Raw genomic sequence first — 12,151 nt, forward strand, 5'->3', positions numbered from 1 at the left:
TCCTTATTTCTTATGACGAATGCGCGGATTGACGATGCCATACAACAAATCAACCACCAGATTGACCAGAATAATCATGGTTGCGACCAGTAATACGCCCCCCTGTACGACCGGATAGTCACGGCGTTGCAGGGCATCAATCAGCCAACGCCCCAATCCCGGCCATGAAAAAATCGTTTCGGTCAGAATGGCACCCGCCAACATGATGCCCACTTGCAGGCCAATCACCGTGACGACCGGTAACAACGCATTACGCAACGCATGGACAATAATGACACGCAGGCGGCTCAGCCCTTTTGCACGGGCAGTCCGAATATAATCTTCGCCCAACACTTCCAGCATGGCGGAGCGAGTCATACGCACAATCACGGCTAACGGGATCGTTCCCAACACAATCGCGGGCAGGACCATGTGCATGACCGCATCAGTGAAATCCCCTTCCTCCCCCCAAATCAGCGTATCAATCAGCATAAAACCCGTCAGGGGATAGCTGTCATCAAGGAATACGCTATCGCTGATCCGGCCGGAAACGGGCGTTAAGTTCCACTGGACGGAAACCAGCATAATCAGCATGATCCCCCACCAGAAAATCGGCATGGAATAGCCGGTTAATGACAGGCCAATTGCGGTGTGATCGAAGACCGAACCCCGTTTGACAGCCGCCAATACCCCGACCGGGATCCCGACGGAGATGGCAAACAGCATGGCACAGATGCCCAATTCAAACGTTGCTTTAAAGCGCGGGACAAACTCATCCCAGACAGGGATGCGGCTTTTTAACGAGATCCCCAAATCCCCATGCAGTACGCCATTGATGTAATGAAGATATTGCTCCCAGAGAGGCTTATCCAGCCCCATTGCCGCCATTAACTCGGCATGACGCTCGGCAGAAATACCCCGTTCTCCCGCCATAATCAGTACGGGATCGCCGGGGATCATATGCACAAACGCAAAAGTCAGCAGCGTAATACCAATAAACGTTGGGATCACTAAGCCCAGACGTCGGAGGATAAATTGCAGCATATCCTGATTTCTCTTTTTAGATACCAGTTACGGCTCTTTGGGCCGCTTGGTGTGATACAAAGTCGACTTGCCCATCAGAGAAGCGAAACCATCCCCACAGAAAAATCCGGGGGATGGTTAATCACAACAGTTCAATAGCAAGAATTATTTGAGATCAACTTGGTAGAAAAGGTGTCTGCCAAGGGGATCAACCAAATAGCCTTTTACTTCTTTACGGACGGGTTCATAAGCCGTGGAGTGAGCAATGATCAATGCGGGGACTTGTTCATGCATGACAACCTGTGCCTGTTTATACAGTTCCGTGCGCTTATTGACATCCGCAGTTTCACGTGCTGGCTGGATAATGTCCTCAAAGGGTTTGTAACACCATTTAGAATAGTTGGAGCCTCTTTCTTTGGCAGCACAGCTAAACAGGGTGCCGAAGAAGTTATCAGGATCGCCGTTGTCCCCTGTCCATCCCATCATGACCGTTTTCGGTTCACCATCTTTGGCACGTTTCAGGTATTCACCCCACTCATAACTGACGATCTTGGCCTTCACGCCAATTTTCGCCCAATCAGCCTGAATCATTTCCGCCATGCGACGGGCATTCGGGTTATACGGGCGCTGTACCGGCATCGCCCACAGATCGGTTTCGAAACCATCCGATAAACCCGCTTCCTTCAACAGCGCCTTGGCCTTAGCGGGATCATAGCTGTAATCTTTGATATCGTCGTTATAACCCCACATGGTAGGAGGGATCAGGTTTTTCGCTTTCTGCCCTGCGCCCTGATACACCGCCTCAAGAATAGCGTCTTTGTTCACTGCCATTGCCAGTGCCTGACGCACTTTCACGTTATCCAGTGGCGGCTTGGTCACATTGAAAGAGAGGTAACCCACGTTCAAACCCGCCTCTTCCATCAAGACAATATTTTTATCTTGTTTCATCCGGGCGATATCCGCCGGGTTTGGATACGGCATCACCTGACATTCATTTTTCTGTAATTTGGCATAGCGGACAGAAGCATCAGGCGTAATGGAGAAGACTAAGCGGTCAATTTTCGCTGGTCCTTCCCAATAATCCTTAAATGCCTTATAGAGAATGCGGGAGTCTTTTTGGTATTGCACGAGCTGGAATGGGCCGGTACCAATCGGATTGAGGTCAACTTTCTCTGGTGTGCCCGCTTTCATCATCACATCGGCATATTCTTTGGACAGGATCGAAGCAAAATCCATCGCCAGATTGGCGATAAAAGGTGCCTCAGAGCGTGACAGTTCAAAGCGAACGGTATAGTCATCAACTTTTTCTATTTTGTTGATGATATTCCCCATATCCATGCCAATGAAATATTCGTAGCTGCCGCCTGAGACATTATGGTACGGATGATTTTTATCTTTCTGACGCATAAAAGTAAAAATCACATCATCCGCATTAAAATCACGGGTAGGTTTGAATTCCTTACTGCTGTGCCATTTCACCCCTTTGCGCAAATGGAAGGTATAAACCTTACCATCATCACTCACATCCCAGCTTTCGGCCAGGCTTGGAATAATACTCGTTGTGCCTACTTTAAAATCCACCAGACGGTTATAGATCGGTCTGGAAGTGGCATCATACGTTGTACCAGAAGTGAATAGTTGCGGGTTGAAGCCTTCAGGAGAACCTTCAGAGCAATAAACCAGCGTCTTGGCCTGAATACTGGCTGTCACCGCCAATGCAACAAGACCGACCCCCAGCTTTAACAAACTGGACTGTTTTTTCTTGAAAATCGTCATTACTTGCACCCCGTTTGTGATGTTGCTTGTTTTGTTATCTTTTCGCTTGTCAATTAATCAATTGTTATGCCCGCCGTCAACATGGTCACACATAAAGCGAGAAACATCAGAAGAACACAAAAGCAAAAAATTATTAACAAAAATGGTTAAAAAACATGACAGGAAGCACATGAAATAGGCAAATCAACTAGAAATTAACCAAATAAGAAGAATTAAACGCTGGTGATGATAATTTTTGAATTTGTGACCAATTGCTTGAATAATGGACAATAAGGTTTATAAAAAAATTAATTGGAATAAAATAATAACCCCGCCAAACGGAGGAAGTGGCTTAAAACACCTTGAAATGATGGATGCCATGCCACTAAATCAAAACATGGAAGAACTTTATGATACGTCATTCTCAAATATTTTTCTGTAAGATCCTATACAGTAGCGGCAACATAAGAACAAATATAATGGCAGGGATCATTATTCCTGCCGATACTAATACAGCCTTCGTTATCACGTAAGACTGGCTCAAATATCCAATCAGAAAACTTCCCGTACCAATTCCCCCATTGATAAAAGCTCCAAATATTGATAAAGCTTGTCCTTTTAAAGCATCGGACATTCTACTGACATGAACGGCAAGCATGGGGTAAATAAAAGCCATAGAAAATCCAATAAGAACAGCACCCACAGATAAGCTGCACAAAGAGCGGCCATTTCCGATAAAAGAAACACCCAGCATTTCGATAATAAATAACCCACCAATAACCATTGGCGTAGATAATTGGTCAATAATATTCCCTGTAAATAATCTAGATATCACCATTGATATAGCAAAAAAGAAGACAATAACTTCACCATTATTGACATGGCGAAAATAAGCAACTTGTTGGCCGAAAGAGATGATAACAGCATAACCAATCCCTGATAATAAAAGTGCTAAACCAGGAATCAGACTAGAAATAAGAATAACGCCTAAAGCTTCTCCCTTTTTCTTATTGAGATCTGGAATTTCTACTTTATGAAGTTTGCATATAATAAAAATTGCTAAGAGAGGGAATAAAGCTGATATTAATAAAGTTCCTTGCGCACCAAAATAATCACAAAGTATTTTCCCTAATGGTGCTGAAAATGCTAAAACGGCATAGTTAATCGTTCCGATTGAACCAATTGATTTCCCAACTTTGGACTGTCCCCCAGGTAAATCAACCATCCAAGCGGTGCAAACAGCCATCATTCCTCCAACCCCAAGTCCTAACACAAAACGTCCATATAGCAACCCATCCAGGGTCGATAATTTTGCACATATCATTGTAGCCAGAGAAAGAATTAATGCAGATATCACTAACATAAGTCGATATCCAATTAATCGCATAACGAAGCCAAAGATAACCCTACCGACTATAGCCGTAAAAGCATAGATGCCCATTATAAGCCCTAAGGTTGTATCATCGGATTTAGCATATTCTCTAACTAACATGGGTATAGGTATTATTGATATTCCAACGCATAAATAACATAATGCTATAGTTACCTTTAACATATTTCTTGATATATTTTTATTCCAATACCAATCAGAACACTCAACATTAAAATTATTCATTACGCTATCCCAAAAACTTTACCCGTTTTACACAAATGATGTAATTTATTTATGCTGAATTTTATTAATTCAGGTTCAGAATGCCTGAAATAAGCGATACCTGTTGATGCTGTAGTTAAAAATCTATCTTGAACTTTCATTCCTGGGTAAGGTAGTTTTCTAAACCCAGAAAATCCTGGTAGATTACGTATATAATCCAAGCCCACCATATCATAAATCACCCCGTCTTTATTAGGTCGTATTTGACACTGTGCAATACACATTTTTGGTTTCCATTTTTTTTCGACCATGGATAAAAATAATTCAATATTATTATAAGAATCCACTAATATAGATGCCTGTGAGTACCCTAAAGCAGGTACAAAAATATCTGAAGGCATTGCTGGTCCCATAAGACGTGAATTAACTTCTACTAAACGTGGGCCATTCTCCGTTAGAATAATTTCTGTATGGGCTGCACCTGTGGATACCCCTAAAGAATCTAAGCAATCAAAAGTATAATTGACAATGTTTCGTAAAGTCTCATTCAGTTCCACACATAATATCATTGATAATGATAGTGGCATTCCCTGAAAATAGGCAATATCTTTAAAATATATATCTGTCAATAAATGTACTCCATTTTGGCTTACCGTATTGACAACATACATAGGTCCATTTAGAAACTCTTGTACGACTACCGAAGTATTTTTAATACCCCATCTGTTATTAGTTTCAAAAATATCATTAAGATAAACTATAAGTTCCTCTTGACATTTTATAATTTTAACCAAATCACTTCCTGAACTTGCCACTGGTTTAACAACTACTGGATATGATAGTGCGGGAATATGATCTAATTCATTATCACTTGTAATTCTGAATGATTTTACGGCTGGAATGCCATAATCTACCAAAGCATCGATCATTAATGCTTTATCTTTACGTGCATTTTGCCGTCTTATATCATTATGTGGCAACCCAAGCTTATGAGCCAAATAGTTAGCATCACTGACAGCCCTTTCACAACCTGGCAAAATTATATCAGGAGAAAGTTTTAGTAACGTCTCTAATGCTTTTTCTATATTATTGGCATAGACATGTCCTTTATCTTGTTTATTTTCACCATATCCAATGTTGACTTCAAGCAGATCATGTCCTCTTTCCTTAATCACATCAATTAAATCTAAGCCACTACTCATAGCATTAACAAGCGCGATTTTCATATTTTTACACCACAAATTTAGTTAAATATAGAATTAGATATTCTATTTGCCTGACGTTTTATCCCAACCAAAGAATTTGTAAGAAGATGTACCCCCGTAGTGATATGGCCTAAGAAATAAATGTTATCAGAAGAGCTTCCATTTTCTGGGTTAACACTAATACCACCAAATGGAGATACCTTCAGATGATTTTCATCAATCAATTCACTCAATATATCAGATGTTCCTTTGGTAAATTTATCCAATTCATAAGAAGGAGATGTCGCATTAAAAATATAGTCAACTTCTTTATAAGACTCATCTTTTACGATCAAACTTAATTTTTCTTTCCACTTAATGTCAATGACATCTTTTTTTATATAAATAGTTCCTTGTTCTAATCCATGAAATAGAAGCAATCCTGCTTTTAGAGGCATGGGGTTCATAAACAACATAAATTTTGTTCTAATCTTATCATTGAAATATCTTTTTTCAGATTCAGGTAAGCTTTCCCAAAGATTTTCAATATTAGGATGAAGTACATTTAAAGCCACTTCCATTCCTTCGTAATTAGATGCTATAAGACTTAATTGATATTTTATTTCACTGACAGCATTTCTCCTCCAGAGGAACCACTTGAGCAATGGATATATTGGGATTTTTCTATTATCCAATTCATCCTTAATTAATTTATATATATCGCTAATGTTTTTAATTTTCCCTTTTTTTAGTAGCTCATCAACATAATTAGGCGTTGAATATATTGCTTTTGTAATTATCTTTTCATTCCTGATTCTTGGTATTCTTCCACTTCTAGAAAAAATGATTATTTCGCCGGAATGTTCTTTTTCCATTAAAGCTCTGACTATATCAATAGCTGTCAACGCCGTTCCTATAATTGCGACTTTAGAATCTGATGATATTTTACTCAGGTTTTTATATAACGGATAAGGGCTTGAGAAATATCTTGACTCATTATTCACTCCATATATATTATTCGGAACAGAAACACCTGGGCAAATTATAATTTTATCAAATTTCCTTTCACTTATTGCTCCTTGATTGATAACCATACTTCCGTTGATAAAATGTATTGATTTAGCTTGTGAATAAATCACTTCAAGAGATACATCATTCTCAATACACTTATTATATTGTTTCAAAAATACGACGCGATGAATATTCCAGTGGTTTGGATTGCATTCCATAATGATTATCATTTAACCAATGGACATAACTAGAACTATTAATAGGGTCAACTGTAACAGAATAATTAGGAATATTCATTAGAGGACTGACAATATCCCATTGATAAGCCATCCCAGGTCCTACAACATGTGCACTTGTATATAACGAAATTTTCTTGATTTTTTTAAATTCTCTATTTTGAGAAAGATTAGAAAGCATAAGTACAGTTGCTGCACCATCTCCTATAATTGCAATATTCATTATGACAAAAAAACCTCTAGATAAATATCCAAAACACAAGGTAAATTATATATAGATATGTATATCATCTATATTTATTAAGTTAATCAGATAAACTATCTGCATTACTGTTACAATCGATAACACGATAACCTGATTTTCTGCCTGTCCTTATGAAATCGAAGATAATACTTTCTGAGCCTGAACGAATAACATTGCAACAACTCGCTTTGAATCATCCCCACCGGGATATCCGTACGCGAGGAACGGGTTTGCTCATGCTTGCCAGAGGGAGCAAGCCGTCCCAGATCACCGCTGAAATAGGATGCAGTCTCCGGGTTATCTATAATTGGGTTCACATGTGGCACAATTCAGGGATAGCGGGATTATTAGGCGGTCATGCTGGAGGCCGGTATCTCGCTATGACGCCTGAAATGATTGCCACTGCGGTCGAAGCTGCCTGTGCAGAGTCCCTAACTCTCGCACGGATAGCCCAGTGCGTTGAGGCAAAGCATGGGCCCCTGCCTTGTACGCTTGAAACGCTGGCAAATACCCTGAAAAAGCAGGGGCTCACCTATAAACGCACCCGTCTATCGCTTAAAAAAAGCGCAACGAAACGGAGTTTGCTAACAAATCCGCCTTGCTGAATAAAATTAAGGCTGGAGCACAGTTAGGCCATTACCGTTTGGTCTATTTTGATGAGGCGGGTTTTGCCGCATCTCCTCCGGTGCAATATGGATGGAGTCCACGGGGTAAGCCCCATGAAACTGAGCCTCAAGAGCATGACAGGCGGTCAGTTCTGGGGGCGTTAAATTACACGGATAACACGCTGTTTTACCAGACAACGTCAGGCAGTATCACGCGAGATGACGTGATTGATTTTTTAGAGCAGCTCGCCCAACAAGGGGACAACCGCCTGACATTTTTAGTGTTGGATAATGCGCGTATCCATCACGGGATTGAAGAAAAAATCAGAAATAGCTGGTTACGAGAACACAACCTGTTTTTATTCTACCTTCCCGCCTACAGCCCAGAGCTGAATTTGATTGAAATCGTCTGGAAACAAGCCAAATACCATTGGCGACGTTTTATCACTTGGACTCAGGAGACAATGGAGAATGAATTAAATACGTTATTGGGCGGTTATGGTAACCAATTTGCAATTAATTTCTCTTGAGTACTTAATAAATCCAGAATTAACATAATATCAGAAACAATCTTAACAACAGGGCAACAGCGATATATTGTGCTTTATAATAATCCAGTCTAATAAGTCATAAATACGCTGACATAAAGAATATATCATATTAATAAAATCTATTGTTAATAATATTTCGGCTGGATTAATACAAGTGAAACAGGCAGGCTTAGTCAACTGTAGTACATTTTTCAGTGTCTCAAACAAAAAAATAACAGAAATGAAGGTATCCACTAGGCAGTAAGCACCAATGATAGCCCGATTTAAGCGCATAGAGATCGTAAATAGGTTCTTAGGTAATTATCAGTATATTGCTTAAACGGATGTCAATGATGATATTTTGTTCAAATCTGACTATAATATAACCTTAGCTAATTTAGCTAAAGGAAAGAAAGTATAACTATTCAAGTAAATATGCACAAAGCGAAAACACATTTAAGTCAGCTTGTAGATAAAGCCGTTGAGGGTGAGCCAAATCTGGCAAACCTTATGTCCAACTCGTTCCTATTAATCAATCAGATAGAATCCCTGGAGGGTTCGTAAATGATGTCAGCATAGATGAAAAATTTTACGAAGCTGACCGTGATATACAGGAAATGTTTGAAGGATCACGATGAAACGGCTTTTATTGGATACTCATGCAGAAAGTGCAGATGATTTAATGCAATAATTTTATTTCACACATAAGAAAAAACCCTGCTTAAAAAAGCAGGGTTTCAGAATGCTGGTCGGCGAGAGAGGATTCGAACCTCCGACCCACTGGTCCCAAACCAGTTGCGCTACCAAGCTGCGCTACTCGCCGAAAACGAAGCGCATCTTACTGCCAGCGCCGCATACCGTCAATACCTTTTTAAAGATAAGTGCTTGTTTGATGATAAACCATCCAAAATTCAGGCAACAAAAAGCCTCACCCTAAAAGTGAGGCCTTGCATTAAATCCATCAATCAGAGATTACTGGAGCAGTGAAATATCCGCGACACGCAGGAACAGGTCACGCAGTTCACTTAACAGCGTCAGGCGGTTGATCCTGACCTGGCGGTCTTCATCCATCACCATCACGTTGTCGAAGAACGCATCCACCACTTCACGCAGGGAAGCCAATTCAACCAGTGCATCCTGATAGTTGCTTTCGGCAAACAGAGGCGCCAGTTTTTCTTTCAGCACCACCAGATGTGTCGCCAGTTGGATCTCTTCTGCCGCTTTCAATACCGCAGCCTGAACGCTGCCATTCAACGGCTCTTCGGATTTCGCCAGAATGTTGGAAACACGCTTATTCGCCGCCGCCAGAGATACCGCTGCATCCAGAGTACGGAAGTGAGTCACGGCTTTCATGCGGGCATCAAAGTCTGCGGGTTGGGTCGGGCGACGCGCCAGTACCGCCTGAATCGTATCGACGCTATAACCCAGTTCCTGATACCACGCGCGGAAACGGCCAAGCATAAACTCAACCACATCATCCACCGCTTTTGCGTTGGTCAGCTTGTCACCGTACAGACGCACCGCTTCTTCTGCCAACGTCTGGAGGTCGAGCGGCAGTTTTTTCTCAACGATAATACGCAGGACACCCAGTGCCGCACGGCGCAGGGCAAACGGGTCTTTATCGCCTTTCGGATGCTGGCCAATCCCGAAGATCCCTGCCAACGTATCCATTTTATCGGCTATGGCAACGGCACAGGAAACGCCGGTTGATGGCAGGGCATCGCCGGAGAAACGTGGCTGATATTGCTCGTTCAGTGCCAGTGCCACCTCTTCGGCTTCACCATCATGGCGGGCATAGTGCATGCCCATCACGCCCTGCGTATCAGTGAATTCGAATACCATGTTGGTCATCAGGTCACATTTGGACAATAACCCCGCGCGCGTCGCATGATTGACATCGGCACCGATTTTTTCCGCAATCCAGCCAGCCAGCGCCTGAATGCGATCGGTTTTGTCACGCAGTGTGCCCAATTGTTTCTGGAACAGGACAGTTTCCAAACGAGGCAGATTGTCTTCTAAGCGCTGTTTACGGTCAGTCTTGAAGAAGAATTCCGCATCCGCCAGACGCGGGCGAACCACTTTTTCGTTACCGGAAATAATTTGCTGAGGATCAGAAGACTCAATATTGGTGACAAAGATAAAGTTCGCCATTAATTTGCCGGATTTATCGTAAACCGGAAAATATTTCTGGTCGCCTTTCATGGTGTAAACCAGTGCTTCAGCAGGAACATCCAAGAATTTTTCTTCGAATTTCGCCGTCAGCACAACCGGCCATTCCACCAGCGAAGTCACTTCTTCCAACAGGCTATCGCTCAGATCCGCCACACCACCCAGTTGCGTCGCGGCGTGTTCGGCATCACGCTTAATGATCGCCTTACGCGCTGCGTAATCCGCGATAACCCGGCCACGCTCCTGCAAAATAGCGGGATACTGTTCTGCGTTCTCAATGGGAAATTCCGCTTCACCCATAAAACGGTGACCACGAATAATGCGATCGGATTGAATACCCAGAATGTTGCCGTCAACCACATCGCTGCCCAACAGCATGGTGACCGTATGCACCGGACGCACAAACTGGGTTTCTTTATCTCCCCAACGCATCAGTTTAGGGATCGGCAATTTGCCCAGAGCACTGCTCACCATCTCCGCCAGCAAGGCTTTGGCTTCACGGCCTTTGACCTGAGCGCGATAGAGCAGCCATTCCCCTTTGTCCGTGACCATGCGTTCAGCCTGATCAACGGTGATCCCGCAACCACGCGCCCAACCTTCGGCGGCTTTGGTCGGTTTACCTTCTGCATCAAACGCTTGGGCAATCGCCGGGCCACGCTTTTCAACTTCACGATCAGCCTGTGCTGCCGCCAGATTGGCGACTTTCAGTGCCAAGCGACGAGGAGCCGCAAACCAGCTAATTTCACCATGACCCAGATTGGCATTATTCAGTTCTGCTGCAAAATTGGCCGCAAAGGATTCTGCTAACGAACGCAGCGCCTTTGGTGGCAGCTCTTCTGTGCCAATTTCCACAAGAAAAGTCTGTTGAATCATGATGGCCTCTTAGTTCTTGTTACAAATGGTCTTGTTAAAAACAGTCTTATTACACATCGGGAAGCTAAGCGCCTCGCGGGAGGCATAATAGGCCTCCGCAACCGATTTGGTCAGGGTACGGATGCGCAGGATATAGCGCTGACGCTCAGTCACAGAAATCGCTTTGCGGGCATCCAGCAAATTGAACGTATGACCCGCTTTCAGAATGCGCTCATAAGCCGGCAATGGCAGCGGCGTTTCCAGTGCCAGTAATTCCTGCGCCTCTTTTTCGTATTGTTCAAAGCAGGTAAACAGGAAATCGACGTCAGCGTGTTCGAAGTTGTAAGTCGATTGTTCAACCTCGTTCTGATGGTAAATATCACCATAGGTGGTTTTACCCAACGGGCCATCGCTCCAGACCAGATCGTAAACGCTGTCCACGCCTTGGATGTACATCGCCAGACGTTCCAGACCGTAAGTAATCTCGCCGGTCACCGGCTTACATTCAAGGCCACCCACTTGCTGGAAATAGGTGAACTGGGTCACTTCCATGCCGTTCAGCCAGACTTCCCAGCCCAAGCCCCATGCGCCCAAGGTTGGGTTTTCCCAGTTATCTTCGACAAAGCGGATATCATGAACCGTCGGGTCTAGCCCTAACGCTTTCAGGGAACCCAGATAAAGTTCCTGAATGTTATCGGGAGAGGGCTTGATAATCACCTGAAATTGGTAGTAGTGCTGGAGGCGGTTTGGGTTTTCGCCGTAACGACCGTCAGTCGGACGACGGGAAGGTTGCACATAAGCTGCGGCAATCGGCTCTGGCCCCAAAGCACGCAAACAGGTAATCGGATGAGAGGTTCCTGCACCGACTTCCATATCCAGTGGTTGGACAATGGTACAGCCTTGATTCGCCCAGTAATCCTGTAATGTCAGGATCAGCCCTTGAAAGGTTTTGGTATCAAACTTTTGCAT

11 protein-coding genes and 1 tRNA gene are annotated in these 12,151 nt (G+C 43.1%); 3 read left to right on the forward strand and 9 right to left on the reverse strand.

Annotated elements, in window-relative coordinates:
* Positions 1–3: 3 nt before the first annotated feature.
* Complete coding sequence (gene dppB / locus XDD1_RS17490) at positions 4–1,023, reverse strand: dipeptide ABC transporter permease DppB (RefSeq protein WP_045973124.1); 1,020 nt, start codon at positions 1,021–1,023, stop codon at positions 4–6.
* A gap of 144 nt (positions 1,024–1,167) precedes the next feature.
* The gene (dppA, locus tag XDD1_RS17495) at positions 1,168–2,778 is read right to left on the reverse strand and encodes a dipeptide ABC transporter periplasmic-binding protein DppA (RefSeq protein ID WP_045973125.1); all 1,611 of its coding nucleotides are present in this window, start codon (positions 2,776–2,778) and stop codon (positions 1,168–1,170) included.
* Positions 2,779–3,040: 262 nt separating this feature from the next.
* On the opposite strand from dppA, the gene XDD1_RS19705 reads away from it, so the two are divergent.
* Positions 3,041–3,199 (forward strand): hypothetical protein, encoded by a 159-nt coding sequence (locus XDD1_RS19705; RefSeq protein WP_167541638.1) that lies wholly within the window; start codon positions 3,041–3,043, stop codon positions 3,197–3,199.
* Here the strand turns inward: XDD1_RS19705 and XDD1_RS17500 are convergent.
* The 4 genes from XDD1_RS17500 to XDD1_RS18995 are packed head-to-tail and all read right to left on the reverse strand — an operon-like array spanning position 3,182 to position 7,005.
* Positions 3,182–4,372, reverse strand: a complete 1,191-nt coding sequence (locus XDD1_RS17500; protein ID WP_045973126.1) for an MFS transporter — start codon at positions 4,370–4,372, stop codon at positions 3,182–3,184. The two genes, XDD1_RS19705 and XDD1_RS17500, sit on opposite strands and share 18 nt — an antisense overlap.
* Positions 4,372–5,577, reverse strand: coding sequence for an ATP-grasp domain-containing protein (locus XDD1_RS17505; RefSeq protein ID WP_045973127.1), 1,206 nt, complete (start codon positions 5,575–5,577; stop codon positions 4,372–4,374). Before XDD1_RS17505 ends, XDD1_RS17500 begins: the two co-directional genes overlap by 1 nt.
* Positions 5,578–5,594: 17 nt before the next feature.
* Positions 5,595–6,719, reverse strand: a complete 1,125-nt coding sequence (locus tag XDD1_RS17510) for an FAD/NAD(P)-binding protein (RefSeq protein ID WP_071827290.1) — start codon at positions 6,717–6,719, stop codon at positions 5,595–5,597.
* Complete coding sequence (locus XDD1_RS18995; protein WP_071827291.1) at positions 6,706–7,005, reverse strand: FAD/NAD(P)-binding protein; 300 nt, start codon at positions 7,003–7,005, stop codon at positions 6,706–6,708. Before XDD1_RS18995 ends, XDD1_RS17510 begins: the two co-directional genes overlap by 14 nt.
* Positions 7,006–7,157: 152 nt before the next feature.
* Here XDD1_RS18995 and XDD1_RS17515 point away from each other — a divergent pair, with 152 nt between their 5' ends.
* Entirely contained in the window at positions 7,158–7,631 is a 474-nt protein-coding gene (locus tag XDD1_RS17515) for a helix-turn-helix domain-containing protein (protein WP_045968011.1), read from the forward strand.
* A complete protein-coding gene (locus XDD1_RS17520) occupies positions 7,625–8,161 on the forward strand; it encodes an IS630 family transposase (protein ID WP_084720900.1) in 537 nt (178 codons plus the stop codon). Before XDD1_RS17515 ends, XDD1_RS17520 begins: the two co-directional genes overlap by 7 nt.
* A 746-nt stretch (positions 8,162–8,907) precedes the next feature.
* On the opposite strand, the gene XDD1_RS17525 is transcribed toward XDD1_RS17520, so the two are convergent.
* The 3 genes from XDD1_RS17525 to glyQ form a co-directional block, all read right to left on the reverse strand.
* Positions 8,908–8,984: transfer RNA gene (locus XDD1_RS17525), tRNA-Pro, on the reverse strand.
* Positions 8,985–9,133: 149 nt separating this feature from the next.
* Positions 9,134–11,203 (reverse strand): glycine--tRNA ligase subunit beta, encoded by a 2,070-nt coding sequence (gene glyS / locus XDD1_RS17530; protein ID WP_045973129.1) that lies wholly within the window; start codon positions 11,201–11,203, stop codon positions 9,134–9,136.
* A 9-nt stretch (positions 11,204–11,212) separates the two neighbouring features.
* Positions 11,213–12,151: a glycine--tRNA ligase subunit alpha gene (glyQ, locus tag XDD1_RS17535; protein ID WP_045973130.1), complete on the reverse strand. Its 939-nt coding sequence runs from the start codon at positions 12,149–12,151 to the stop codon at positions 11,213–11,215.

This window comes from Xenorhabdus doucetiae (assembly GCF_000968195.1).
Classification (GTDB): Bacteria; Pseudomonadota; Gammaproteobacteria; order Enterobacterales; family Enterobacteriaceae; genus Xenorhabdus; species Xenorhabdus doucetiae.